This is a genomic window from Variovorax sp. 01N425, assembly GCF_056399465.1.
Genome location: NZ_JBFTRJ010000012.1, coordinates 79326 through 103184, shown reverse-complemented (window position 1 = coordinate 103184; position 23859 = coordinate 79326). Strand labels below are relative to the sequence as shown.

The 23859-nt window shown below is 67.3% G+C and carries 25 protein-coding genes; 16 read left to right on the top strand and 9 right to left on the bottom strand.

What is annotated here, in order from left to right; translation table 11 throughout:
* The first annotated feature begins 99 nt into the window (after window positions 1-99).
* The 5 genes from cydD to cydX are packed head-to-tail and all read left to right on the top strand — an operon-like array spanning window position 100 to window position 6479.
* Window positions 100-1806 carry a thiol reductant ABC exporter subunit CydD gene (cydD, locus tag AC1DSC_RS21810; RefSeq protein ID WP_369663095.1) on the top strand — a complete coding sequence of 569 codons (1707 nt, stop codon included), beginning with the start codon at window positions 100-102 and terminating at the stop codon, window positions 1804-1806.
* A complete protein-coding gene (locus AC1DSC_RS21805; protein ID WP_012748465.1) occupies window positions 1803-3509 on the top strand; it encodes an amino acid ABC transporter ATP-binding/permease protein in 1707 nt (568 codons plus the stop codon). Before cydD ends, AC1DSC_RS21805 begins: the two co-directional genes overlap by 4 nt.
* Before the next feature lie 50 nt (window positions 3510-3559).
* On the top strand, window positions 3560-5164 hold the full coding sequence (locus AC1DSC_RS21800) for a cytochrome ubiquinol oxidase subunit I (protein WP_012748464.1): 1605 nt from the start codon (window positions 3560-3562) through the stop codon (window positions 5162-5164).
* The gene (gene cydB / locus AC1DSC_RS21795) at window positions 5161-6315 is read left to right on the top strand and encodes a cytochrome d ubiquinol oxidase subunit II (RefSeq protein WP_012748463.1); all 1155 of its coding nucleotides are present in this window, start codon (window positions 5161-5163) and stop codon (window positions 6313-6315) included. Before AC1DSC_RS21800 ends, cydB begins: the two co-directional genes overlap by 4 nt.
* A gap of 14 nt (window positions 6316-6329) precedes the next feature.
* A complete protein-coding gene (gene cydX, locus AC1DSC_RS21790) occupies window positions 6330-6479 on the top strand; it encodes a cytochrome bd-I oxidase subunit CydX (RefSeq protein ID WP_012748462.1) in 150 nt (49 codons plus the stop codon).
* A gap of 11 nt (window positions 6480-6490) precedes the next feature.
* Here cydX and AC1DSC_RS21785 read toward each other — a convergent pair whose 3' ends face one another.
* Window positions 6491-7072 (bottom strand): GbsR/MarR family transcriptional regulator, encoded by a 582-nt coding sequence (locus AC1DSC_RS21785; protein WP_012748461.1) that lies wholly within the window; start codon window positions 7070-7072, stop codon window positions 6491-6493.
* A gap of 178 nt (window positions 7073-7250) precedes the next feature.
* Window positions 7251-7673 (bottom strand): cupin domain-containing protein, encoded by a 423-nt coding sequence (locus AC1DSC_RS21780; protein ID WP_012748460.1) that lies wholly within the window; start codon window positions 7671-7673, stop codon window positions 7251-7253.
* A gap of 128 nt (window positions 7674-7801) precedes the next feature.
* Here AC1DSC_RS21780 and AC1DSC_RS21775 point away from each other — a divergent pair, with 128 nt between their 5' ends.
* The 5 genes from AC1DSC_RS21775 to AC1DSC_RS21755 all read left to right on the top strand — a co-directional run bounded on the left by AC1DSC_RS21775 (window position 7802) and on the right by AC1DSC_RS21755 (window position 11207).
* On the top strand, window positions 7802-8248 hold the full coding sequence (locus AC1DSC_RS21775) for an ArsR/SmtB family transcription factor (RefSeq protein ID WP_018905554.1): 447 nt from the start codon (window positions 7802-7804) through the stop codon (window positions 8246-8248).
* Window positions 8137-8607, top strand: a complete 471-nt coding sequence (locus AC1DSC_RS21770; RefSeq protein ID WP_012748458.1) for an SRPBCC family protein — start codon at window positions 8137-8139, stop codon at window positions 8605-8607. Before AC1DSC_RS21775 ends, AC1DSC_RS21770 begins: the two co-directional genes overlap by 112 nt.
* 79 nt (window positions 8608-8686) lie before the next feature.
* Window positions 8687-8872 (top strand): hypothetical protein, encoded by a 186-nt coding sequence (locus AC1DSC_RS21765; RefSeq protein ID WP_012748457.1) that lies wholly within the window; start codon window positions 8687-8689, stop codon window positions 8870-8872.
* 32 nt (window positions 8873-8904) lie between these two features.
* Window positions 8905-10017 carry a chorismate synthase gene (gene aroC, locus AC1DSC_RS21760; RefSeq protein ID WP_012748456.1) on the top strand — a complete coding sequence of 371 codons (1113 nt, stop codon included), beginning with the start codon at window positions 8905-8907 and terminating at the stop codon, window positions 10015-10017.
* A complete protein-coding gene (locus AC1DSC_RS21755; RefSeq protein ID WP_012748455.1) occupies window positions 10017-11207 on the top strand; it encodes an MFS transporter in 1191 nt (396 codons plus the stop codon). Before aroC ends, AC1DSC_RS21755 begins: the two co-directional genes overlap by 1 nt.
* A gap of 95 nt (window positions 11208-11302) precedes the next feature.
* Here AC1DSC_RS21755 and AC1DSC_RS21750 read toward each other — a convergent pair whose 3' ends face one another.
* Window positions 11303-12661 (bottom strand): hypothetical protein, encoded by a 1359-nt coding sequence (locus AC1DSC_RS21750; protein ID WP_012748454.1) that lies wholly within the window; start codon window positions 12659-12661, stop codon window positions 11303-11305.
* 244 nt (window positions 12662-12905) lie between these two features.
* Here AC1DSC_RS21750 and AC1DSC_RS21745 point away from each other — a divergent pair, with 244 nt between their 5' ends.
* The 6 genes from AC1DSC_RS21745 (at window position 12906) to AC1DSC_RS21720 (ending at window position 17736) form a co-directional block, all read left to right on the top strand.
* Window positions 12906-13037, top strand: a complete 132-nt coding sequence (locus AC1DSC_RS21745; RefSeq protein WP_369663094.1) for a hypothetical protein — start codon at window positions 12906-12908, stop codon at window positions 13035-13037.
* A gap of 6 nt (window positions 13038-13043) precedes the next feature.
* Window positions 13044-13547 carry a pentapeptide repeat-containing protein gene (locus tag AC1DSC_RS21740; protein ID WP_369663093.1) on the top strand — a complete coding sequence of 168 codons (504 nt, stop codon included), beginning with the start codon at window positions 13044-13046 and terminating at the stop codon, window positions 13545-13547.
* Between the two features lie 195 nt (window positions 13548-13742).
* Window positions 13743-14747 carry a sugar ABC transporter substrate-binding protein gene (locus AC1DSC_RS21735; RefSeq protein WP_012748452.1) on the top strand — a complete coding sequence of 335 codons (1005 nt, stop codon included), beginning with the start codon at window positions 13743-13745 and terminating at the stop codon, window positions 14745-14747.
* A gap of 16 nt (window positions 14748-14763) precedes the next feature.
* Window positions 14764-15723: an ABC transporter permease gene (locus tag AC1DSC_RS21730; protein ID WP_012748451.1), complete on the top strand. Its 960-nt coding sequence runs from the start codon at window positions 14764-14766 to the stop codon at window positions 15721-15723.
* Window positions 15723-16520, top strand: a complete 798-nt coding sequence (locus tag AC1DSC_RS21725) for an ATP-binding cassette domain-containing protein (RefSeq protein ID WP_012748450.1) — start codon at window positions 15723-15725, stop codon at window positions 16518-16520. Before AC1DSC_RS21730 ends, AC1DSC_RS21725 begins: the two co-directional genes overlap by 1 nt.
* Window positions 16513-17736, top strand: coding sequence for an ROK family transcriptional regulator (locus AC1DSC_RS21720; protein ID WP_012748449.1), 1224 nt, complete (start codon window positions 16513-16515; stop codon window positions 17734-17736). The genes AC1DSC_RS21725 and AC1DSC_RS21720 overlap by 8 nt, the downstream gene beginning before the upstream one ends.
* Before the next feature lie 71 nt (window positions 17737-17807).
* On the opposite strand, the gene AC1DSC_RS21715 is transcribed toward AC1DSC_RS21720, so the two are convergent.
* The 6 genes from AC1DSC_RS21715 to AC1DSC_RS21690 form a co-directional block, all read right to left on the bottom strand.
* A complete protein-coding gene (locus AC1DSC_RS21715) occupies window positions 17808-18632 on the bottom strand; it encodes a carbohydrate ABC transporter permease (protein ID WP_478131922.1) in 825 nt (274 codons plus the stop codon).
* The gene (locus AC1DSC_RS21710) at window positions 18629-19504 is read right to left on the bottom strand and encodes a carbohydrate ABC transporter permease (protein ID WP_012748447.1); all 876 of its coding nucleotides are present in this window, start codon (window positions 19502-19504) and stop codon (window positions 18629-18631) included. The genes AC1DSC_RS21715 and AC1DSC_RS21710 overlap by 4 nt, the downstream gene beginning before the upstream one ends.
* A 19-nt stretch (window positions 19505-19523) precedes the next feature.
* A complete protein-coding gene (locus AC1DSC_RS21705; RefSeq protein ID WP_012748446.1) occupies window positions 19524-20855 on the bottom strand; it encodes an extracellular solute-binding protein in 1332 nt (443 codons plus the stop codon).
* 94 nt (window positions 20856-20949) lie between these two features.
* The gene (locus AC1DSC_RS21700; protein ID WP_012748445.1) at window positions 20950-21981 is read right to left on the bottom strand and encodes an ABC transporter ATP-binding protein; all 1032 of its coding nucleotides are present in this window, start codon (window positions 21979-21981) and stop codon (window positions 20950-20952) included.
* Between the two features lie 26 nt (window positions 21982-22007).
* Window positions 22008-22610, bottom strand: a complete 603-nt coding sequence (locus AC1DSC_RS21695) for a cytochrome b561 domain-containing protein (RefSeq protein ID WP_436287860.1) — start codon at window positions 22608-22610, stop codon at window positions 22008-22010.
* A 111-nt stretch (window positions 22611-22721) separates the two neighbouring features.
* Window positions 22722-23843, bottom strand: a complete 1122-nt coding sequence (locus AC1DSC_RS21690) for an ABC transporter substrate-binding protein (protein ID WP_012748443.1) — start codon at window positions 23841-23843, stop codon at window positions 22722-22724.
* Window positions 23844-23859 lie beyond the last annotated feature (16 nt).

The following is a 23859-nucleotide window of genomic DNA, read 5'->3' as shown; positions in this document are numbered from 1 at the left end:
GGCGCCGGAGCGGTCACGCTCCCGGCTGCTTCAGGGTTTCTCCGCCTTTGATAAGATTGCGAAAATTCAGTAAATACTGAAAATACAAAATATCAAGGAATGATCAAGCATCCTCCGCCACGGCCGCCGCTGCAGCTTTTTGCGCGGCCGGACGCCGCAAGCCTCGTACAAGGCGTGGCGGCGCTCACGTGGATTCCGCAGGCGGCGCTGCTGGCCATGGCCGTGCAGGGGCTGGCCTCGGGGCAGGGGATTGCGGCGGTGCAGTGGCCGGCTTGCGGCATCCTGCTGCTGGGCGTGCTGCGGGCCGTTTGCGAGGCATGGGGCGCGCGACGCATCTTCGGACACGCGCGGGCGCAACTCTCGGCCCTGCGTGCCCAGACTGCCCGGGCGCTGGCGGCCGGTTCGCCGCTGGACCGCGAGCGTGCCGAGTCCGGGCGCGCGGCCAGCGTGCTGGCCGAGCAGGCCGAAGCGCTGGTGCCGTATCTCGTGCGCTACCGGCCCGCGCGCTGGCGCGCCACGGTGGTTCCCATCGTCATCCTGGCGGCGGTGGCCAGCCTTTCGTGGGTGGCGGCGCTCGTGCTGCTGGTTGCCGCTCCGCTGATTCCGCTTTTCATGGCCATCGTCGGCTGGCGCGCCAAGGCCGCGAGCGAGGCGCAGATGGTCGAGATGGGCGGCATGAACGCCTTCCTGCTCGACCGCCTGCGCGGGCTGGCCACGCTGCGCGCGCTCGATGCGGTGGATGCCGCCGCCGGGCGGCTCGCGCAGGCGGCAGAGGCGCTGCGGGAACGGACCATGGCGGTGCTGCGCATCGCCTTTCTCTCGTCGGCGGTGCTGGAGCTTTTCTCGGCGCTGGGTGTGGCCATGGTGGCGGCCTACGTCGGCTTCCACCTGCTGGGCACCCTGGGCTTTGGCGCCTGGGGAAGCCAGTTGAGCCTGGGGGAAGGGCTGTTCATCCTGCTGCTTGCGCCGGCGTTCTTCGAACCGCTGCGCGAACTCTCGGCGGTCTGGCATGACCGCGCGGCCGGCGAGGCGGCACTGCAGGCACTCGACGCGTTGCAAAGGCGCGCATTGCCCCTGCCTGGAGCGCAGGCCCCGGTTGCACGTGCCGCAACAGGCGCGACACGCGTGGGCTCCGCACCCGCCATCGTGATCCGCGACCTGCATTTCGCGTGGCCGGCCGAAGAGCGCAAGGTCTTCGATGGTCTGGACCTGCGCATCGGGGCCGGCGAGCACGTGGCGCTCACTGGTGCGAGCGGCGCGGGCAAGACCGCGCTGCTGTCATTGCTGGCGGGGCTGCTGCCGGCCGCGCACGGCGACATCTCCATCGGCGGCGTGACGCTGTCCGATCACACCGCGGGTGCGCTGCGCCAGCGCATCGCCTGGATGGGGCAGAGGCCGCATGTGTTCGCGGGCTCGGTCGAGTCCAACGTCGCGCTCGGGCGCGCGGGCGTGGGCGCCTCGCAGGTTGCGGCGGCAATGCGCTTCGCCTCCCTCGAGACGGTGGCGCAGGCGCATCCGGGCGTGGCGCTGGGCGAGGGCGGCATCGGCCTGTCGGGCGGCGAGGCGGTGCGCCTGGCGCTGGCGCGCATCGCGGTCCACCCCCATGCGGACCTGCTGCTGGTGGACGAGCCCACCGCCCACCTCGACACCGAAACCGCCACCCAGGTGGCCGACGCGCTGCTGGCCCTGGCCCGCGGAAAGACCCTGGTCGTCGCCACGCACGACCCGGTGCTGGCGGCGCGCATGAACCGCTCGGTCCGTCTCGATGCCGAGCCGGCCGATGCCGCCTTGGAGCGCGCCGCATGAGCAGTTCCCAGGGTGGCTGGCGCGACCTCCGGCTGGTGCTGCGGCCGTTCCTGGCGGCGCAGCCCCGCGCGCTGCTGTGGGGCGGCGTGCTGGCGGCGGCCACCGTGCTGGCGGGCATGGCCTTGCTCGGCCTGTCGGGCTGGTTCATCACCGCGACGGCACTCGCGGGCCTGCATGCGGCCACGGCCTTCACCTTCGACGTGTTCATGCCCTCGGCCGGCATCCGGCTGTTGGCGCTCGGGCGCACCGCATCGCGCTACGGCGAGCGCCTGGTCACGCACGACGCAAGCTTCGGCGTGCTCGCGGCCTTGCGCGTGCGCCTGTTCCGCGGCTGGGCGCGCCCCGGCGCGGCGCTCCAGCTGGCGATGCGGCCATCGCGGCTCCTGTTCCGGCTGACTTCCGACATCGATGCGCTGGAGTCGCTCTACCTGCGGCTGCTCGTGCCCGCCGCCGCGGCGCTGGGCGCGGCGCTGCTCGCGGGCGTGGTGCTCGGGTTCATGCACGCCGGCGTGGGGCTCGCGCTGCTGCTGTGGCTGGTGGCCGCCGGCTGGGGTCTGGCGCTGTTCATCGCGCGGCGCGCCCGGCGTCCGGCGGTGCGCCGCGCGCATGGCATCGAGGCGCTGCGGGCGCGCACCGTCGACCTCGTCGCGGGCCAGACCGACCTGGTGATGGCGGGGCGTGCCGATGCGCAGCGCGAAGCACTGATGAATGCCGATGCGCGCCTGGCCAAGGCCGACCTCGCGCTGAACAGGCTCGAGACTTCGGCCGGCGCGGCCTACAACGTGGCCGGCACGCTGACACTGGTGGGCGTGCTGCTGGCGGTGGGTGTGCTCGTGGGCGAGGGCGCCATCGGCGCGCCTGCCGCGGCGCTCGGGCTGCTCGTGGCGCTGACGGCCACGGAGCCGTTCGCGGCCCTGCGGCGCGGCGCGCTCGATGCCGGCCGCACCTGGCTCGCGGTCGGGCGCCTCGCGCCGCGCCTGGCGCCTGACGAAGCGCGACCGGGTGTCGCCGTCGTTGAACCCGGCGCGGCTTGGGCGGTGAGTCTGGCCCACCTGAGTGCGGCGCACTTCGGCAGCGGCATTCCCGCGCTGAACGATGTCTCGCTGGCCATCGCGCCGGGCGAACGCGTGGCGCTCGTCGGCGCGAGCGGTGCGGGCAAGTCGACATTGCTCGCGGTGATTGCCGGAGAAGTAGCGCCGCTGGCCGGCAGCGTCAACGCTGAGCCGGCCTGCCTCCTGACCCAGCGCACCGAACTTTTCCAGGACAGCCTGCGAGACAACCTCCGGCTCGCCGATCCCGCCGCGGACGACGTCCGCCTGTGGAACGCATTGCAATCGGCCGGTCTCGCCAGTGACGTGCACTCCTTCCCCGCCGGACTCGATACCGCGCTGGGCGAAGGCGGCCTGGGCCTTTCGGGCGGGCAGTCGCGCCGGCTCGCGCTCGCGCGGTTGCTGCTGCGCCCGGTGCCGCTCTGGCTGCTCGACGAGCCCACCGAGGCGCTGGATGCCGCCATCGCACATGACGTGCTGCAGCGCCTGTACGCAGAGGCCGGCCCGCGCACGCTGCTGATCGCCACGCACCTGCGGCGCGAGGCCGCGCTGGCCGACCGCCTGGTGTGCATGCGCCAGGGCCGCATCGTTGCCGAACTGCGGCGCGGCAGCCCCGCCTTCGACGCCGCGCTCGACGCGCTGCGGCCCGACTGAACCGACAGAAGCCAAAGACCAAAAACAGGGAACACAAAAAGGAAGCCCCCATGGACCTCGACATCGTTGCGCTATCGCGCCTGCAGTTCGCCGCCACGGCGCTCTACCACTTTTTGTTCGTGCCGCTGACGCTCGGGCTGTCGATCATCCTCGCGGTCATGGAAACCGTCTACGTGATGACGGGCCGCGTGATCTGGCGCGACATGACCAAGTTCTGGGGCGTGCTGTTCGGCATCAACTTTGCGATGGGCGTGGCCACCGGCGTGGTGATGGAGTTCCAGTTCGGCATGAACTGGAGCTACTACAGCCACTACGTCGGCGACATCTTCGGCGCGCCGCTGGCCATCGAGGGGCTGATGGCCTTCTTCATGGAAGCCACCTTCGTGGGCCTGTTCTTCTTCGGCTGGGACAAGCTCTCCAAGGTGGGCCACCTGGTCGCGACCTGGGCCGTGGCCATCGGCTCCAACTTCTCGGCGCTGTGGATCCTCATTGCCAACGGCTGGATGCAGAACCCCGTGGGCGCGGCCTTCAATCCGCAGACCATGCGCATGGAGGTGACGGACTTCTTCGCGGTGCTGACCAACCCCGTGGCGCAGGCCAAGTTCGTGCACACCGTGTCGGCGGGCTATGTGTGCGCGGCGGTGTTCGTGCTCGGCGTGTCGGCCTGGTACGTGCTCAAGGGCCGCCACCTCGAATTGGCCAAGCGCTCGATGACGGTCGCGGCCTCGTTCGGCCTGGCGGCGTCGCTGTCGGTGGTGGTGCTGGGCGACGAGAGCGGCTACCTGTCGACCGAACACCAGAAGATGAAGCTCGCCGCCATCGAGGCCATGTGGGAGACGCATCCCGCGCCTGCGGCGTTCACCGCCTTCGGCTTCCCCGACCAGGAAGCGCGCGAGACGCACTACGCCATCCATATTCCGGCGGTGATGGGGCTGATCGGCACGCGCTCGCTCAATACCGTGATCCCCGGCATCGACGAGCTCGTGAAGCGCGCCGAGGTGCGCATCCGCGAAGGCATCAAGGCCTACGACGCGCTGCAGCAGATCCGCGCCGCCGGCAGTACGCAAGCCGTGCCGCAGGGCGTGCGCGATGCCTTCGAGAACGGCGGCACCGACATGGGCTATGCGCTGCTGCTCAAGCGCTATGTCGACGACCCGCGCAACGCCACGCCCGAGCAGATCGCCAAGGCCGCATGGGACACCGTGCCGCAGGTGGCGCCGCTGTTCTGGCTGTTCCGGATCATGGTGGGCATCGGCATGCTGCTGATCGTGCTGACGGCCACCTTCTTCGTGCTTTCGGCGCGGCGCCGGCTCGACCGCCACCGCTGGCTGCTCAGGGCCGCGGTGCTGGCCATCCCGCTGCCGTGGATCGCCATCGAGTCCGGCTGGCTGGTGGCCGAGTTCGGCCGCCAGCCCTGGGTGATCGAAGGCGTGCTGCCAACGGCGGTGGCGGTGTCGAACCTGGGCGTGAAGACGCTGCTCATCACGCTTGGCGGCTTCATCGCGATCTACACCACGCTCTTCATCATCGAGATGAAGCTGCTGCTCAAGGTGATACGCAAGGGGCCGGAGGCCGAGCATGCACCCGATGTCGGCGAAGCCCGGTCCCATGTTCCGCCAGTTCGCGCCATGGCGGCGCCAGGGAGTTCCTCATGATCCTGCATCAACTCATCGACTACGACACGCTTCGAATCATCTGGTGGGCGCTGATCGGCGTGCTGCTGGTCGGCTTTGCCGTGACTGACGGCTTCGACCTGGGAAGCGGCATCCTGCTGCCGTTTGCCGCGCGCACCGACCTCGAGCGTCGCCTGGTCATCAACAGCGTGGGCCCGGTATGGGAGGGCAACCAGGTGTGGCTGATCGTTGGCGGCGGCTCGATCTTCGCGGCCTGGCCGCAGCTGTACGCGGTGTCGTTCTCGGGCTTCTACCTGGCGATGTTCGTGATTCTCACGGCGCTCATCCTGCGGCCCGTGGCCTTCAAGTTCCGCAGCAAGCGCGAGGAGCCGGCCTGGCGCGCGCGCTGGGACGCGGTGCTTTTCTTCAGCGGCCTGGTGCCCGCGCTGATCTTCGGTGTGGCTGTGGGCAACGTGCTGCAGGGCGTGCCGTTCCGCTTCGCGGCGGACATGCACATCCACTACGACGGCAGCTTCTTCGCGCTGCTCAATCCGTTCGCGCTGCTGTGCGGGCTGGTGTCGGTGGCGATGATGGTCGCGCACGGCGCGGCGTGGCTGCAGCTCAAGACCGCGGGCCCGGTGGCCGAGCGCGCGCGCCTCTATGGCAGCGTTGCCGCGGTGGCCGGCATCGCGCTGTATGCGCTGGCGGGCATGTGGATGGCCTCGGCCATCGGCGGCTACCGCATCACGAGCGCGGCCCAGATGGTGGGGCCGTCCAATCCGCTCCTGAAGACCGTCGAGCTGCACGCAGGTGCATGGCTTGCCAACTATGCGGCCCATCCCTGGACCATGGCCGCGCCGGCGGCGGGCTTTGCCGGCCTGCTGGGGGCGCTCGGGGGCCTGCTGCTGCGCCGGCCCGTGCTCGCGCTGCTGGCGGCCGCGCTCGGCATTGCCGGCATCATCCTGAGCGTGGGCGCATCGATGTTCCCGTTCATCCTGCCGTCGTCGATCGACCCGCGCGCGAGCCTCACGGTGTGGGACGCATCATCGAGCCACCTCACGCTCTTCATCATGCTGGTGGTCACGGGCATCTTCATTCCCATCATCGTGGCCTACACCACCTGGGTCTACCACGTGCTGTGGGGCAAGGTCGACGAAAAGGCGATCCGCGAAGAGAGCGGACACGCGTACTGAACGGAGCAAAAAATATGTGGTACTTCGCCTGGATTCTCGGCCTGCCGCTGGCGGCCGCCTTCGCTGTTCTCAACGCGATGTGGTACGAACTGATGGACGACGACGCCATTCGCAAGGAGAAGCTCGCGCTGCCCGAAGCGCCGCAGGGGCAGGAGCGGCTCTGACAAAAGGCCGCTCAGCCGGCGGCCGGCTTTTTCTTCTTGGGCGTGCTGCCGGTGATGCGGTCCTTGAGGCTCAGCACCTTGGTCACGGTGGCGCCCATGCCCATCAGCTGCATCGCGGTTTCGGGCGCGAGCCGCTGGACGTCGTCGAACCACTTCATGAGCCGGTCGATCAGGTCGTGCATCTCGCGCATGCGCTCCTGCGCGTGGCGCTCGGCATCGCTTGCGGGCGATTCGAGCAGCGCGTTGCGCAGCATCGAAAGCGTCGGCTCGATCTCGCGGCGGCGGCGCTCCTCGGCCAGCACGCGAAAGATCTCCCACACATCCGCCGGCGCCTCGAAATACTCGCGCCGGTCGCCCGGTTGATGGCGCAGATGCACCAGCCGCCACGCCTGCAGTTCCTTCAGGCCCATGCTCACGTTGGAGCGCGAGAACTCCAGCAGCTCGGCAATCTCGTCGGCATTGAGCGCATGTTCGGAAATGAAGATCAGCGCATAGATCTGGCCGACGGTGCGGTTGATGCCCCACTTGCTGCCCATCTCGCCGAAGTGGGCGACGAACTGGCGGCTGAGCGGGGGAAGGGTGGCGGTGGGCATCCGCAGATTTTCGTTGCGAATTGCTGTAGCTTCAAGAAAGACTGAATCTTTCCGGCACAGAAGGATGTGTTTCGTCCCGCCAAGGTGAATTCCCGATCCATCAGTTGCCGCGTCCGACTTCGGCGTGCGCTTGAACCCCGACTGCGCGCTGTACCGCCCCTTTCCCAGATGAGCGCCCCTAGACCCACGGCGTCGGCGGCGGAATCTCGCACACCGGCTCGACGTCGATGCTCTTGAAGTCGGCCGGCGAGACGATCTCCAGGTATTCCATGTCGGGCGAGTAGTCGAACAGGAAGTGCCGGATGCCCGGCCGCTGGTGCACCACGTCGCCGGCCTCGACCCGCGTTTCCTTGTCCTCGTACATGAAGCGGGCCCAGCCCTTGAGCATGATCACGATCTGGAAGTCGGCCTCGTGGCGGTGCCAGCCGGTGCCCGTTTCCGGTGCCATGTTGGCCTTGACGAGGTGCGCGATGACCTTGCCGTTGGTGGCCTCGGCAATGCCAAGGTCGCGGTAAAGGAAGAAATCGCGCAGGCCGCCCGAGACGTACTCGGTGTCGCCGGGCTTGACGTGGGAGAACTGGGTGGCGGTTCGGTCCAGCATGGGGCGCTCCTTCGCGGCAGTGGTGGTGATGGTGCGGCACGCATAAAGCGTTCCCAAAGGCATCCGCTGCGAAGGGCTGATGCGGGCATCGCTTGACGCCCCCGCGGTGCGGCCGGATACTCAACCACATGGTTCACTCAGACAATGCCACGCTCGACGCCGTCTTTGCCGCGCTCTCCGACCCCACGCGCCGCACGGTGCTGGAGACCCTGGGCGAGCGCAGCCTCAGCGTGACCGAGCTGGCCGAGCCGCATGGCATGTCGCTGACCGGCTTCATGAAGCACCTGCGGGTGCTGGAGGACGCCGGGCTCATCTCGCGCACGAAAGAGGGCCGCATCGTGCGCTGCGAGCTCTCGCCGCGCCCCATGCAGGAGGCTGCCGTGTGGTTGTCGCGCTATGAGAAATTCTGGACCGGGCGCCTCGATGCACTGGCGCGCTTTCTCTACCACCAAGAGGAGACCGAATGGCAAAAGCTGCCGCCCCCGCCACCGAGCGACCCTCGCTCACCCTCCGCAGGCACTACCCCGTCGCCCCCGAAAAAGTCTGGCGCGCGTGGACCGACCCGCAAGCGCTGAAGGCCTGGTTCGGCCCTGAGGAAATCGTTGCCGTGCCGCTGGCCGAAGTCGACCTGCGCGTGGGCGGGCGCTTTCGGGTGGCCATGCGCGCGGCCGACGGCCAGACGCACGACGTGAGCGGCACCTACCTGGAGCTCGTGCCCAACCGCAAGCTGGTCTTCAGCTGGGCCTGGCGCAGCACGCCGGAGCGCGAGTCGCGCGTCACGGTGCGCATCGAGCCCGACGGCAATGGCTGCGAACTGGTCCTGCTGCACGAGCAGTTCTTCGACGAGGCCGCGCGCGACGGGCACAGCCATGGCTGGACCGGCGCCATGGGCAAGCTCGGGAAGTGGCTGGCAGGGCAGCAGCAGGGCGCCTGAGCGGCTTTCACGCATTGCCGGCGCGCTGGCGAAGACCCATACTGGGGCCTCCACGACGAGACGACGAACGGAGCCTCCCATGAGCAACGAACTTCGCAAGAAGCTGCACGACCTGGCGGAACTGGCCGACAACACCTCGGACCCGCAGACCAAGGCCATCGTCGAGGCCATACGGCTGCAGACTGCCGTGCTGAACGAACGGCTCTTTGCCATCGAACTGCAGCTGGGCACGCTCATCAGGCGCACGGAAAACACGACGGACTGAGTGGCCGCCGCTTTGTAGGGATAATCCCCACCATGAGCGGCAACACCTTCGGAACTCTCTTCGCGGTCACCAATTTCGGCGAGTCGCACGGCCCGGCCATCGGCTGCGTCATCGACGGCTGCCCGCCGGGCATGGAACTGAGCGAGGCCGACATCCAGGGCGACCTCGACCGCCGCCGCCCCGGCACCAGCCGCCACGTCACCCAGCGCAACGAGCCCGACGCGGTGCAGATCCTTTCCGGCGTCTACGAAGGCAAGACCACCGGCACCCCGATTGCGCTGCTGATCCAGAACACCGACCAGCGCAGCAAGGACTACGGCCAGATCGCCCAGCAGTTCCGCCCCGGCCACGCCGACTTCACCTACTGGAAGAAATACGGCATCCGCGATCCGCGCGGCGGCGGGCGCTCTTCGGCGCGGCTCACGGCGCCCATGGTGGCGGCGGGCGCGGTCGCCAAGAAGTGGCTGGCCGAAAAATACGGCATGGTGTTTCGCGGCTGCATGACACAGATCGGCGAGATCGCCATTCCGTTCGAGAGCTGGGACCACGTGCCCGCCAACCCCTTCTTCGCGCCGATGGCCGACGTGAGCGAGCTCGAGGCCTACATGGACCGCCTGCGCAAGGCCGGCGACTCCTGCGGCGCGCGCATCCGCGTCACGGCCGGCAACGTGCCCATCGGTTTGGGCGAACCGCTGTTCGACAAGCTCGACGCCGAGATCGCCTACGCGATGATGGGCATCAACGCCGTGAAGGCGGTGGAGATCGGCGCCGGCTTCGAGAGCATCACGCAGCGCGGCACCACGCACGGCGATTCGATCACGCCCACGGGCTTCGTCACCAACAACGCGGGTGGCATCCTGGGCGGCATCAGCTCGGGGCAAGACCTCGAAGTGAGCATCGCGATCAAGCCCACCAGCTCGATCATCAGCCCGCGCCAGTCCATCGACATCCACAACAACCCGGTCGAGGTGGTCACCAAGGGCCGCCACGATCCGTGCGTCGGCATTCGCGCGACGCCCATCGCCGAGGCCATGCTTGCGCTGGTGGTCATGGAGCACGTGCTGCGCAACCGCGCGCAGTGCGGCGATGTGCAAACGCAAGCCGAGAAGCCGGAATCCGCCTCGCCGCAGGCGTCCTTTCTCTAGTGTCTACCGCGCCGCCTGTGGCCGCCGGGCGCGGCCACCTGCTGGCGTTCGCTGGTCTGTCGGCCAGCTATTTCGCGCACATCGGTTTCTTCAACCCGTACCTGCCGCTGTGGCTCAAGGACCTGGGGCTGCCGATCTTCACGATCAGCCTGCTGGCCTCGGTGCAGTCGATCACGCGCGTGTTCGCGCCCTATGCCTGGGGCGCGCTCAGCGACCACACGGGGCAGCGCGTGAAGCTGCTGCGCTTCAGCGCCGCGGTGGCGCTCGCCAGCTCCTTCGGGCTCTGGTGGCATGGCGGCGCCTGGTGGCTGGCGCTGGTGCTGCTGGTGATGTTCACCCACACAAGCTCGATGATGTCGCTCACCGAAGCCGCCATGGCGCAGCTGGTGGCGGGCGACTGGGGGCGCTACGGGCGCATCCGGCTCTGCGGCTCGGCCGGCTTCCTGGTGACCGTGTTCTTTGCGGGCGAATGGTTCGAGCGCTTCGGCATGAAGCACTTTCCGGCCTGGGCCGCGGGCACGCTGGCTGTCGTGCTGATCGCGACCATGAAGCTGCCCGACATCCGCGAGCCGGTGGCGGCGCACGACGCGGCCAGGGAGCCGATCGGCCCGGTGCTGCGCATTCCGGCGGTGCGGTGGTTCTTCGCATCGCTGTTCTTCCAGGTGATGTCGCACTTCTCGGTCTATGCCTTCTTCTCGCTGTACCTCGATTCGCTGGGCTACGGCAAGAGCGTCATCGGCCTGCTGTGGGCGCTGTCGGTGGTGGCCGAGATCGTCTGGTTCTTCCTGCAGGGGCGGCTCATCGGCCTCTTGCCGATGCCGCGCTGGATGCTGGTGTGCGGCATTGCCGCCGTGGCGCGGCTGGGCCTCACGGCCGGGCTGGGCGGCTCGATCGCGGCGCTCGTCGTCGCGCAATGGCTGCATGCGCTGAGCTTTGCGGCGCACCACACGACGTGTATCGCCGTGGTGTCGCGCCGCTTTCCAGGCCGGCTGCGCGGGCGGGGGCAGGCGCTCTTCACCGTGATCGGCTACGGGTTCGGTGGTGTGCTGGGCGTGCTGCTCGGTGGTGCGGTGGCGCAGGAGCTGGGGTACCGGACCATGTTCGCGCTGGCGGCTGTGCTGGCGGCGGTGGGGAGCCTGTGTGCCTGGCGGGTGGTGAGGCTGGAGGGGGCGGCAACGCGCGCCGCCTAGCACTCACGCAAAAAGAAAGCCGCGTTGCACCGCAATTGCGGCACGACGCGGCGTGCGTGATGTGAACGGCACCGGCCTATGCCGGCGCCGTGCAATCAGGGCACCAGGCCGATCTGGAGGTAGCCGGTGACCGGGTTGGTGCGCGCACCCACGACGACCGACAGCGTACCGTCCTGCATCGCGAAATAGCGGTCGGTGCCTGCAAAGTTGATGCCCTTCAGCGCGGGAATCGAGGCGCTCGCCACATTGAGGCCATAGCTGACGTTGGAGACGGTGCCATCAGGCTTGGTCAGCGCTGCGGTATACGTCGTCGCATCGAAGCCGAGAGTGCCCCAGGTGCCATTGTTGTCTCCACCGCGCGCCGTGGTGTTGAGCCACGTCGACGAATCGACAAGGCCGATGCGGAAGATGGAGTCGTTCGGCGCAACGGAGTTGATGCCCGCCGCGACGTAGACCTTCTTTCCGTCCACCATGATGACCGCCAGAGCACCCTTGTCGCTCGCATTGGCCACGTTCACGGTGCTCCACGACCCGGCGGACGAACCCGCCGAAATGGCGTAGGTTGCGATCGAGGCAGGTGGGCAGGCTGCAATGGAGGTGATGCCAACCTCATTGCACATGAGCAGCGATGTACCGCCTCCCGTCACTTGAACCTGGCGGATCTGCGAGTCGATCACGCCCGGCCGCATATTGATGCCGAAGCGGATGTAGATCCCGTCGAGCGCACTCTGGGTCGTCACGATGGCGCGGGACCCGATGAACGGCTGGACAGCGTAGCTGCCCGGGACCTGTGCAACCTGGAACGGGAACGAGCCCACCACGGCGTCGGTGATCAGCCGGAAACGGCTGTTGTTCGTCGCCGCGGTATTGCGCGAACTCTTGAAGACATAGGTTCCGGTCTGCGCAGCATCGGCGCTGAACGAGTCCGACACGGCAAGGCCGGTCTCGTCGGTCATCACGTACGACATCGTGTCGAAATTGAGCGCGAGCGTCTGCTGGCTGCCGTTCGTCGCGTACACCTTGTAAGACAGGTTCCGGGCGTCGCCTGCGGCAACATTGAAGACCGTGTCCTTGGTCAAGGCTGCATTGGCCGTCGCCTTCGCGCTGACGGTAAACACGCTGGCCGCATTGGTGTTGTTCGCAATCTGCGCAGACCACTTGGTGCTGGAAATATCCGCATTGCGCAGGCTCACGGAACCGGCAGGGTCGGAACTGCTGGTCCAGTCCGAGCCAAGGTTCGGGGTCACCGTGATCACGTCACCCGGCTTGATGGAGTACTTGCCGTCCCCATTGGCCGTCGCGGAACTGCCATTGACCTGAACCGTCACGCCCAAGGTGGCCGCGGGCAGGATCGGAAACGGCAATCCGCCGCCCCCGCCGCCACCACCACCTCCTCCACATCCCCCCAACGCCCCGACCAAAGCGGCCGCGGCGGAAAAATAAAACCATTTCATTACATTTATTCCATTTTTTGATTGATGTCGCCACCCATCGGAAGACAGGCCCCTCGACTGTCAGATCGTAAATGAATACAGAGAAATGTAAGAATTTATAGGCATTCGGGATATCCCGAACGATGTCTCATCCGCGTCTCCGAGGTGCGCAGGCGGTGTCGACTTTGCCGGCAATTGGATGGGTCTTCGTATTGCCGCTTGCCATAAATCGATACTTAAAATAATTGCACACAAGGAGGCGGGCATGAAGCTCAAATTGAAAACAAAAATCTTATTTCCTGATTTGCTGGCTGTTGAAGCGCGAGGCGCCAAGCCGTCGGCGCGCATTTGCGCAAATTGCAGGATCGCCGCTCAATACAAGAATCCGGGCAAATAAAAAACCATGAGCGCCCAACAAATCATCCTCGACCACGACAAATGGCGCAAAGGCCTCGGCGGCGCGCCCGCGGGGCTGGCCGGCCAAAGCGATGCCAATGCCTATGCGGGGCTCGACCTGGAGACGGCGCAATTCGCCTCGTCGTCCTTCGCGGGCAGCAGCTTCACGGACACGGTCTTCCGGCACGCCGGCTGGATCGCCTGCCAGTTCGACGGCTGCAGCTTCACGCGCTGCAATTTCGAGCACATTGCCATGGTGGATTGCGTGTTCACGCGCTGCGCCTTCGACCATGCGCAATTCAGCCAGAGCTCGCTTCGCGGCTGCCGCTTTGTCCAGTGCACATGGAACGGCATGAACTTCGACGGCAGCGACTGGCGGAACGTGCAGGTGCTGGAATGCAAGGGAACGGACGTGCACGCCAGGAACCTGCGCGGCGAGCAGGTCGACTTCACGAACAGCTATTTCGAGCAGCTCGAATTCGAGGGCGCCTTGCTCAACAACAGCCGGTGAAGGGGCCGGAAACGGGGGACGCGGCCGAGCCCCGCAACCCCGGGTTTTCGATAACTAAAACCACTTGATTTAGTCGCTCCCCTCATCGATAGTCTCCCTGCGTCCGGCCGCCGCTCCATTGCACAGAGGGCACGCGGCCGGTTATCCAGCCCTGCGGGCGCCTGCCGCCCGCCAACGAACGTACGGAGACAAACCATGTTCAGCTCCCGCTCCATCCTGGCCATGGCGGCCATGTCCCTGGCTGCATCGTCCGCCGCCTTTGCCGCCGACCAGCCCGTCATCGGCCTGGTCACCAAGACCGAGACCAATCCCTTCTTCGTCAAGATGAAGGAGGGCGCGCAGGAAGAAGCCAAGAAGCTCGGCGCCAAGCTGCTCTCCGGCTCGGGCAAGGCCGACGGCGACAACGCGGGCCAGATCACCGCCATGGAAAACATGATTGCCGCGGGTGCCAAGACCATCCTGATCACGCCGAGCGATGCCAAGGCCATCGTGCCGGCGATCAAGAAGGCGCGCGACAAGGGCGTGATGGTGATCGCGCTCGACAGCCCGGCCGATCCGCCAGATGCGACCGATGCACTCTTTGCCACCAACAACTACACGGCCGGCGTGCTGATCGGCGAATACGCCAAGGCCGCGATGGCCGGCAAGCCCGCCAAGATCGTCGCGCTCGACCTGCTGCCGGGCCACCCGGTGGGCGCGCAGCGGCACAACGGCTTCATGAAGGGCTTCGGCCTGCCGGCCAACGACGCCAAGTCGAACGAGCTGTCGAAGGCGCCCGAGATCGTCTGCATGGCCGACAGCTTCGGCGACCAGGCCAAGGCGCAGACCGCAATGGAAAACTGCCTGCAGAAGGCGCCCGAGGTGAACCTGGTCTACACCATCAACGAACCCGCCGCGGCCGGTGCCTACAACGCGCTGAAGCGCGCGGGCAAGGAGAAGGGCGTGCTGATCGTCTCGGTGGACGGCGGCTGCCAGGGCATCAAGGACACCAGCGCCGGCATCATCGCCGCCACCTCGCAGCAATACCCGCTCAAGATGGCCGCCATGGGCGTGGCGGCGGGCGTGGAGTTTGCCAAGACGGGCAAGAAGGCCTCGGGCTACGTCGACACGGGCGTGACCCTGATCGCCGGCAAGAGCGTGCCGGGCGTCGACAGCAAGGACACCAAGACCGGTGCCGAGCTGTGCTGGGGCAAGAAGTAAGCATCGGAGCGTTTTGATGGCGAAATCTCCGAAGCACCACATCCCGTGGGGCGCCCTGGGGCCGTGGCTGGCTCTGCTTGGCGCATGCATCTTCTTTGCGACCCAGTCCGACCGTTTCCTCACGGGGGACAACCTCTCGCTGATCCTGCAGCAGGTGATGGTGGTCGGCGTGATCGCCATCGGCCAGACGCTGATCATCCTCACGGCGGGCATCGACCTGTCGTGCGGCATGGTGATGGCGCTGGGCGGCATCATCATGAGCAAGTTCGCGACCGAGCTCGGGCTGCCGGTGCCGGTGGCCATTCTTTGCGGCATCGGCGTGACCACGCTGTTCGGCCTGGTCAACGGCCTCTTGGTCACGCGCATCAAGCTGCCGCCCTTCATCGTGACCTTGGGCACGCTGAACATCGCCTTCGCGATCACGCAGCTGTATTCGTCCTCGCAGACCGTCACCGACCTGCCCGCCGGCCTCACGGGCCTGGGCACCACCTTTGCCGTCGGCGGCGCCGCGGTGGCCTGGGGCGCGGTGCTGATGCTGGTGCTCTATGCGCTCGCGTGGTTCGTGTTGCGCGAGACGGCCGCGGGGCGGCATATCTACGCGGTGGGAAACAACGCAGAAGCCACGCGCCTGGTGGGCATTCCCACGCAGCGCGTGCTGCTGGGCGTTTACGTGGCGGCGGGCGCGCTCTACGGCATTGCCTCGCTGCTGTCGGTGGCGCGCACCGGCGTGGGCGACCCGAACGCGGGGCAGACCGAGAACCTCGACGCCATCACGGCGGTGGTGCTCGGCGGCACCAGCCTGTTCGGCGGCCGCGGCGTGGTGCTGGGCTCGCTGATCGGCGTGCTGATCGTGGGCGTGTTCCGCAACGGGCTCACGCTGATGGGCGTGTCCTCGATCTACCAGGTGCTGGTGACGGGCGTGCTCGTGATTTTGGCGGTGGCGGCAGACCAGCTGTCGCGCCGGGGAGCCCGCTGATGAATGCCGTCGCAAACCCCAAGATCGTGATGCAGGCCCGGGGCCTGGTGAAGCGCTATGGCCAGGTCACGGCGCTCGACGGTGTCGACTTCGAGCTGCGCGAAGGAGAAATCCTCGCGGTGATCGGCGACAACGGCGCGGGCAAGTCGTCGCTGATCAAGGCGCTGTCGGGCGCCATCGTGCCCGACGAGGGCGAGATCCTGCTCGACGGCTCGCCGGTGCACTTCCGCAACCCGCTCGATGCGCGGCGCGCGGGCATCGAGACGGTCTACCAGGACCTGGCCGTGGCGCCCGCCATGACCATCTACGAGAACCTCTTTCTCGGCCGCGAGCTGCGTCGCCCGGGCTTCCTGGGCAACATGCTGCGCATGCTCGACAAGAAGAAGATGCTGCACGAAAGCGCGGCCCGCATGGCGGACCTGAAGGTCGGCATCCAGTCGATGACGCAGGCGGTGGAAACGCTCTCGGGCGGCCAGCGCCAGTGCGTGGCGGTGGCGCGCAGCGCGGCCTTCGCGCGGCACGTGGTCATCATGGACGAGCCCACCGCCGCGCTTGGCGTGAAGGAGGGCAACATGGTGCTCGAGCTGATCCGCCGCGTGCGCGACCGCGGCCTGCCGGTGGTGCTCATCAGCCACAACATGCCGCATGTGTTCGAGGTGGCCGACCGCATCCACGTGGCGCGCCTGGGCAGGCGAGCGGCGGTGCTCAACCCCAAGAACATCAGCATGAGCGACACGGTGGCCGTGATGACCGGCGCCATGACCGCCGACCAGCTGCCCGCGGAGGCGCATGCCTGATGCAGAAGCCCCTGCGCGCTCGCCCGACCTGCTGCGGCCCCGCGGGTCCAACCAGGTCGGCATGCGCCAGTTCAACGAGCGCACGGTGCTGCAGGCGCTGCGCGTCCACACCAGCCTGCCCAAGGCCGACCTCGCGCGGCTCACCGGGCTGAGCGCGCAGACCATCGGGCTCATCACCGCGCGGCTCGAGGAAGACGGGCTCATCGTCAAGCAGGGGCGCGTGCGCGGCCGCATCGGGCAGCCTTCGGTGCCGCTCGCGCTCAACCCCGACGGGGCCTTTGCCATCGGCATCAAGGTGGGCCGGCGCGGCGCCGAATGGCTGCTGATCGACTTCACCGCGAAGGTGCGCGAGCGGCATGCGATCAGCTACGACTTTCCCGATGCGGACGAGCTGCTGCCCGCCATCGCGCAGCACATCCACCGGCTGCGCGAGGGCCTCGGGCCGCTGGCCGTGCGCAACGTGGGCGCGGGGCTGGCCGCGCCGTTCCAGCTGGGCGGCTGGCACCGCACGCTGGGCTTGTCGAAGGCACAGGCCGACCTCTGGAACCAGATGGACCTGGCGGCCGAGGTGCGCGCGCGCACCGAGGTGCCCGTGAGCTTTGCGCGCGACACCGTGGCGGCCTGCGTGGCCGAGTTGGTGGGCGGGCGCGGCCATGACCTGAAGAGCTTTCTCTACATCTTCGTCGACACCTTCGTGGGCGGCGGGCTGGTCATCAACTCGCACCTGCACACGGGCGCGCACAGCAACGCGGGCGCGTTGGCTTCGTTGCCGATGCAGTCGGTGCGAGCCGATGGCGCGCTGCCGCCGCAGGTGATGGCCGAGGCCTCGCTGTGGGAGCTGGAGCAGCGCCTGCAAGGCGAAGGGCTCGATCCTGCCGCGGCCTACGACGACCGCGCGTTGCAGCCCCCGTTTGCCGCCGCAACGCAGTCATGGCTCGGCTCCGCATCGCTGGCATTGGCGCACGCCATCGTCAGCGGCACCGCAGTGCTCGATCTGGCCGACGTGGTGATGGACGGTTCCATGTCGCGCGCATTGCTCCAGGCCCTTCTGGAACAGACGCGCGCCGCGCTCGCGCAATGCAACTGGGAGGGCCTGTGGCCGCCGCAGTTGCACGGGGGCAGGGTGGGGGCGCAGGCCTGTGCGCTCGGCGGGGCGATGCTGCCGCTGCACGCCAACTTCGCGCCCGACCATGACGTGTTCCTCAAGGCTGGTTGAGAAGCCGTTGCTGCCGTCGCAACGTACCTCATGCACGCCTTGGCGGGCCGACCCCTTCTTTGGGTGAAGGTTCAGCCTTTTACCGCCCCCGCGGTCATCCCCGTGATGATCTGCCGCGCTGCTACGAAGGTGAAGATCAGAGGCGGGATGGCGATCAGGCTGCCCATCGCCATCACCTTGGCCCAATCCACGCCCATGTCGGTGATGAACAGCGACGCAGCCACTGGGAGCGTGCGTGTCTGCCGGTCGGTCAGCACCAGCGCGAGGATGAATTCGTTCCACGCGATGCGGAAGGTGAAGATGGACGCCGCCGCGAGACCCGGCCCCATCAGCGGCAGCAGCACCTTGGTGAACACCCGCACCGGCCCACAGCCGTCGATCGCCGCGGCCTCCTCCAGTTCGACCGGCACCTGCAGTACGAAGCCATAGAGCAGCCAGATGGTGAACGGTAGATTCACCGCGACGTACAGAAGGATCAGTCCCCACAGGCTGTTCACCAGTTGCCATTGGCTCCAGATCATGAACACCGGAATCGCGAGCACGGCCAGAGGCACGGTACGCAGCAGCAAAGTGGTGTAGCCCACTGCCGAACGGCCCGGAAAGCGAAAGCGCGCCAGCCCATAGGCAGCCATGCAGCCCAGCACCAGGGTAATGGCTGTGGCGATCACGCCGACGAACAGACTGTTGCCCAGATAGCGCCCCAGGTTGTCTTCAGTGAGCACCGCGCGGTAGTTCTCCAGCGTGGGCATGAAGATGAAATTCAGCGGCTCCGCGAAGATATGCACCTGTTGGCGCAGGCTGGTCGTGAAGATCAGCGCAATGGGCGCCACGCACAGCAGGCCCAGCGCAACAAGCATCGCGTAGTGCGCCACCACCAGGAGCAAAGGCCGCTTCATGCCGACTCCTTCAGCGGGTTGGACAACCGTAGTGCGCCCCACGACAGTGCCGCGACCACGACCAGCAGCAGAACCGACACCGCAGCCGCCACGCCGAGCTGCTGTCCCACAAACGCGGTCTTGTAGATGTGCAGCGACAGTATCTCGGTGCTGTCGCCCGGCCCGCCGAAGGTCAACACGTAGATCACCTCCAGCACGCGGAAGGCGTCGATGAGCCGCATCACCAGCGTGATGGCAATGACGTTCATCACCATCGGCAGCTTGACCTTGAAGGTCATCTGCCACCAGCGCGCGCCGTCGATGCGCGAGGCCTCGATGACCGCGCCGTCGACGTTCGCCAGTGCCGCCACCATCATGATGAAGACGAAGGGCGTCCACTGCCAGACGTCGGCAATGACGATGGCAATGAAGGCCAGCGTCGGGTCGGCCAGCCAGCCCATCGGCGCCACGCCGAATATGCCCAGCAACGCGTTGAGCAGGCCGAACTGCGCATCGAAGATGTAGCGCCACGCGAGCCCCACGGCAATGGGCGCGATCATCATCGGCAGGATGAACAGCGTGCGAAACAAGGCTGTCCCGCGCACCGGGTGCTCCAGCGCCAGGGCCAGCGCAATGCCCAGCACCATCTCGGCGCTCACGCACACGGCCGCGAACATCAGCGTGGTCCACAGCGACGACCACACGCGTGGGTTGGAGAAGGCCGAGACGAAGTTGTCCAGGCCGGCCCAGCGCGCGCCAGACCAGGGCGTGCCCAGGCCCCAGTCGAAGAAGCCGAGCTGGATGGCCGAGACGACCGGATAGAGGCAAGCGGCCGCCATGACGAGCACGGCGGGGCCGACGTAGAAGACAGGAAGCCAGGCGGGTCTGCGCATCGGGGATCGTGCCGTGGCGTCAGACCGCGTAGCCGGATTCGCGCATGATCTTCTTCACCGTCGGCACCAGCTCGTTGAGCGCGGCCTCGGCTGTCTTCTTGCCGATCAGTGCTTCGGAAATGCCCACGCCAAGCGCCTGCACGTTGATCTTGTCCCAGGCCGCGATGATCGGGCGCCAGTCGGGATTGGAATACTTCAGCGCTTCGCGAAAGACGATGTACTCGGGGTACTGGCGCACCAGGTCGGCATCGGCCATCGTCGAATTGCGGATCGGCACGCCGCCCGCGCGCGCGACCGCCTTGTCCTGCGCCTTCGAAGTCAGCCACTGCATCAGCAGGAAACCGGCATCGGCGTTCTTCGCGTTCTTCGGAATCGCAAGGCCCAGCCCGCCCGATTGCGACGAACGCCGCGTCCCCGCAGGATGCAGCGCCCAGCTCACTTTGCCTGCGACGCGGCTCTTGGCGGGGTCGTTGACCAAGCCGGCCAGCAGTGTCGAGTCGAGGTACATCGAGGCCTGCCCCTGCAGGAAGGCCGTATTGCTCTCGCCCTGCCCATAGCCCGCGATGCCCGCCGGGCCGGTGGCGACCACTTCCTGCAGGAACTTCAGCGCGGCCACGCCTACCGAATCGTTGAAGCGCGGCTCCCATCTGGCGTCGAAGATCGCGCCGCCCATCGGGTTCAGGTGCAGCAGCCAGGCATGCACGCACTGGTGGCCGGCCTGGCCGCGCGAGGCCAGCGCGCCCATGCCTTCCTTGTCCTTGATCAGGCGCAGCAGCTTGCCGAACTGCTCGTAGTTCTCGGGCGGCTGCAGGTTGTGCTTGGCGAAGATGTCGCGGCGGTAGGCCAGCACCGAAGTCTCGGCGCCGTACGGCAGGCCATAGAGCTTGGCGCCTGCGCCGGGCAGATAGCCCTTGGGGCCGCCGACGAGGCCGAGGTTCTCCAGGTAGATCGGAATGATGTCCTTGATGTCGTAGGCCGGATCGGCGAGCGCCGCGTCCGACAGGTAAGGCTCCAGCGGGCGTACCAGGTTCTTGGCTGCGTACTCGCCCTTCCACATGACGACGTAGCTCACCAAGTCGTAGTCGCCCTGGGGCTTGGCCATTTCGAGCAGTTGCTTGTCCTTGAGGCGCGCCATCGCGAGCTTGTCGATCTCGACCTTGATGCCGGTCTCGCGCGTGAACTCGGGCAGTATCTTCGCCATTGCGTCGTAGTGCGGATGCGAAGGCACGTTGAGGGTGACTGTCTGGCCCGCGTATTTTGCATAGCGGTTCTGCGCGAGCGCGCCACTGAATGGCAGGCCGGCGCCGAACACGGTGATCGCGGTGCGCTTGATGATGTCTCTGCGTTGCATGGAACCTCTCCTTGGGAAAAAAGCGAAAACCGTCAGGGCCGCAGCGATTGGCCGCTGGCCGTGTCGAACAGGTGCATGTCTTCAACGTGGGCGTTCAGCCCCAGCGGGGGCCGTGCAGCAGTCCATGCGCATCGCCCTGCACCGTGGCTGTAATGCGCGCGCCACCCGGCGATGCCAGGTGACCGACGACCTGGCTCTCGGTGCCGAGGTACTCGACGATGTCGACCTTGACGTTCAGCGGTGCGCCGTTGGCCACGTGCAGGGCCTGCGGTCGGATGCCGAGCGTGAGCGCCTGGTCCGCCGAGCTCACTCTTTCACGCAGCCAGGCGGGCGCGGGCAGCTCGAAGCCTTCGCCGCACAACGTGCCGTGGCCCGCTGGCCGGTCGGCGAAGCGCACCGGCAGCAGGTTCATGCCCGGCATGCCGATGAATGCCGCGACGAACAGCGTCGCCGGCCGGTTGAAAACCTCCGCCGGCGTGCCGACCTGCTGGATGCGCCCCTTGTCGAAGATGACGATCCGGTCGGCCAGCGTCATCGCCTCCACCTGGTCGTGCGTGACATACACGGTGGTCTTGGCCAGGCGCTCGTGCAGCAGTGCCAACTCGGCGCGCATGTGGCCGCGCAGCTTGGCATCGAGGTTCGACAACGGCTCGTCGAACAGGAACACCTTGGGCTCGCGCACGATGGCGCGGCCGATGGCCACGCGCTGGCGCTGCCCACCCGACAGCTCCTTCGGCCGGCGGTTGAGCAGGTGTTCGATGTTCAACACCTTGGCCGCGACCGCCACCTTGGCGCGGATCTCCGCTGCGGGCCGGCCTGCGAGGCTGAGCGCAAAGCTCATGTTCTGCGCCACGTCCATGTGCGGGTACAGCGCATAGTTCTGGAACACCATCGCGATGTCGCGCGACATCGGAGGCAGTGCGGTCACGTCTCGCCCACCGATACGAATCTGCCCTTCGCTCACGCTCTCCAGGCCCGCCACCATGCGCAGCGTGGTGCTCTTGCCGCAGCCCGACTCGCCCAGCAGCACGACGAACTCGCCTTCATGCACCGCAAGGTCGAGCTGCTGCACGACCGTGACATCGCCGAACCGCTTGGCGACGTTGCTCAATTCCAGACCTGCCATGAACACACTCCCTTTTTTATTTCGATTCAATGAAAGGGCCGACGCACGCCCCAGCCGACCGGTGGTATTCGATTGCCAGGGTGCATGGGGTCGGGGCCCCAGATCGCCTGGTAGGTGTCGATGCAGCGCCCCCGCCGTTGCAGTGCCGAGAATGCAACCCCCAGGGCTATCCACCAGAAGCCCAGTACCAGGAGCATCCAGCGCGGCGCATCGGCCACCACCAGCCCGAGCGCGATGACGCCGACGGCCACGGCCACCGCGAGCCAGCCGACTGTTTTGTGGATGCGCTCGAAGGCCAGCCGCCACGGCGTCATGTCGTAGTGGTCGCCGCGAAGCCGGTGATCGGTCGGGCCGCCCTTGCTGCCGCGCAGAAAACCACCGGCCACCTGCGCCCACCCGGCCAGGCACAGCGCCCAACCCGCCACTGCATGGAGGCGCACGAGCCCGCTACCTCCAGCCCCCTGGGCACCGCGCCACGCGAGCAGCGCGCCTACCGTCATCGCCAACACGCCGCTCCACTGCAGCACGCGGTGCGCACGCCACCAGAAGGGGTTGTCGAGCCGGTGCGGCCATCCCTGCGACGGCATGACCTTGCAGAAGCGGGCCACCAGTGCCCCCAGAGGCAGCAACAGGCCCCATCCCAGCACCATGAGACGTGCGTGCCAGGCGGCCCAGGATGCGATCTCGTGGGTTGTCGCACCACTCAACGGTGCCATGAGCCAGTCGAGCGGCGGCACGGCCTACTTGCCCCACAGAGCCTTGTACTGCGTCCGATAGCCGTTGTCCGGATCGAACACATTCTTCGGCCCGCCGTCCTTGCCCACGTTGCCCGCCGTCACCAGGTGCACCTTGGGCACGTAGCCCGACCACTTCTCCTTGGCGAAGGCGCGGTTGAGCTCGTCGACGATCTGCCAGCCCTGCATGTTGAGCGGCTCGGGCACCGTGCCGGCCTGGTAGCGCTGCGTGCGGATGCGCTGGTAGGCGGCCTCGGAGCCGTCGCCGGCCGACACCGCCTTGGGCGATCCGTCGCCCTTCTTGCCCGCCGCGGTGAGCGAGGGGCCCATGAAGTCGAAGTACAGGTCGTTGATGGCCAGCGAGTGCGTCCACTTGTCGCCAAAGCGCTGCAGCAGCGAGGTGGTGAGCTGCGGCATGCGGGTCGAGCTTTCGGAGATCGGGCTGTCCTCGAAGCTCAGCACGGTGCAGCCGCCGCACTTCTTGATGACGGCCTCCATCGCGCGCGCCTTGTAGAGCGCAATCGCGTACTGCGAGTCGGTGAAGATCACCACGCCCGCCTTGCCGCCCGAATCGGCCACCACCCACGAGGCGGCGACGTCGGCCACGTCGTCTGTCACGGTGGTCACGTTGGCGAAGAGGCCCGCCTTGTCGTTCGGGCCCGGCTGCTCGCCCGAATGCCAGCCGACCAGAGGAATGCCCGACTTGGCCGCGCCCGAGAACGCCGCCTTCTGCTCGGTGGTGTCGAAGCCGCCGACCACGATGCCCGCGGGCTTCACGGCCAGCGCCTGGTTGAGTGCCGCGGTGCGCCCGCTGACCGTGCCCTGGCCGTCGATGACGCGCACCGTCCAGCCGATGGCGCGCGCCGCTTCCTCCACGCCCTTGCTCACGCCCACGATGCCGCCGTTCTTCATGTCGCCCGCGACGAAGACGATGGTCTTGCCCGCGGCGGCCTTGGGGCCGGTGGTGGGGCCGTCCCACTTCTCCTTGGTCATGGTGGCGATCTCGACCTTCTTCTTCGCGGCATCCAGGAAGTCGTCGGCCATCGCCTTGGGCGCCAGCGCGGCGGCGCACAGCGCCAGCACGGCGGCGGCGACGGTGCGCGCGGGAACCACACTCTTCTTCTTCATGCTTGTCTCCAGTCGT

Bases quoted from the DNA above. Each gene is read 5' to 3' on its own strand.
- AC1DSC_RS21735 (WP_012748452.1), top strand. From the start codon at position 13,743: ATGTTCAGCTCCCGCTCCATCCTGGCCATGGCGGCCATGTCCCTGGCT.
- AC1DSC_RS21780 (WP_012748460.1), bottom strand. From the start codon at position 7,673: ATGCTGGACCGAACCGCCACCCAGTTCTCCCACGTCAAGCCCGGCGAC.
- AC1DSC_RS21715 (WP_478131922.1), bottom strand. From the start codon at position 18,632: ATGAAGCGGCCTTTGCTCCTGGTGGTGGCGCACTACGCGATGCTTGTT.
- cydD (WP_369663095.1), top strand. From the start codon at position 100: ATGATCAAGCATCCTCCGCCACGGCCGCCGCTGCAGCTTTTTGCGCGG.
- AC1DSC_RS21705 (WP_012748446.1), bottom strand. From the start codon at position 20,855: ATGCAACGCAGAGACATCATCAAGCGCACCGCGATCACCGTGTTCGGC.
- aroC (WP_012748456.1), top strand. From the start codon at position 8,905: ATGAGCGGCAACACCTTCGGAACTCTCTTCGCGGTCACCAATTTCGGC.
- AC1DSC_RS21740 (WP_369663093.1), top strand. From the start codon at position 13,044: ATGAGCGCCCAACAAATCATCCTCGACCACGACAAATGGCGCAAAGGC.
- AC1DSC_RS21800 (WP_012748464.1), top strand. From the start codon at position 3,560: ATGGACCTCGACATCGTTGCGCTATCGCGCCTGCAGTTCGCCGCCACG.
- AC1DSC_RS21770 (WP_012748458.1), top strand. From the start codon at position 8,137: ATGGCAAAAGCTGCCGCCCCCGCCACCGAGCGACCCTCGCTCACCCTC.
- AC1DSC_RS21700 (WP_012748445.1), bottom strand. From the start codon at position 21,981: ATGGCAGGTCTGGAATTGAGCAACGTCGCCAAGCGGTTCGGCGATGTC.
- AC1DSC_RS21765 (WP_012748457.1), top strand. From the start codon at position 8,687: ATGAGCAACGAACTTCGCAAGAAGCTGCACGACCTGGCGGAACTGGCC.
- AC1DSC_RS21720 (WP_012748449.1), top strand. From the start codon at position 16,513: ATGCCTGATGCAGAAGCCCCTGCGCGCTCGCCCGACCTGCTGCGGCCC.
- AC1DSC_RS21745 (WP_369663094.1), top strand. From the start codon at position 12,906: ATGAAGCTCAAATTGAAAACAAAAATCTTATTTCCTGATTTGCTGGCT.
- AC1DSC_RS21775 (WP_018905554.1), top strand. From the start codon at position 7,802: ATGGTTCACTCAGACAATGCCACGCTCGACGCCGTCTTTGCCGCGCTC.
- AC1DSC_RS21725 (WP_012748450.1), top strand. From the start codon at position 15,723: ATGAATGCCGTCGCAAACCCCAAGATCGTGATGCAGGCCCGGGGCCTG.
- AC1DSC_RS21710 (WP_012748447.1), bottom strand. From the start codon at position 19,504: ATGCGCAGACCCGCCTGGCTTCCTGTCTTCTACGTCGGCCCCGCCGTG.
- AC1DSC_RS21805 (WP_012748465.1), top strand. From the start codon at position 1,803: ATGAGCAGTTCCCAGGGTGGCTGGCGCGACCTCCGGCTGGTGCTGCGG.
- cydB (WP_012748463.1), top strand. From the start codon at position 5,161: ATGATCCTGCATCAACTCATCGACTACGACACGCTTCGAATCATCTGG.
- cydX (WP_012748462.1), top strand. From the start codon at position 6,330: ATGTGGTACTTCGCCTGGATTCTCGGCCTGCCGCTGGCGGCCGCCTTC.
- AC1DSC_RS21730 (WP_012748451.1), top strand. From the start codon at position 14,764: ATGGCGAAATCTCCGAAGCACCACATCCCGTGGGGCGCCCTGGGGCCG.
- AC1DSC_RS21785 (WP_012748461.1), bottom strand. From the start codon at position 7,072: ATGCCCACCGCCACCCTTCCCCCGCTCAGCCGCCAGTTCGTCGCCCAC.
- AC1DSC_RS21750 (WP_012748454.1), bottom strand. From the start codon at position 12,661: ATGAAATGGTTTTATTTTTCCGCCGCGGCCGCTTTGGTCGGGGCGTTG.
- AC1DSC_RS21690 (WP_012748443.1), bottom strand. From the start codon at position 23,843: ATGAAGAAGAAGAGTGTGGTTCCCGCGCGCACCGTCGCCGCCGCCGTG.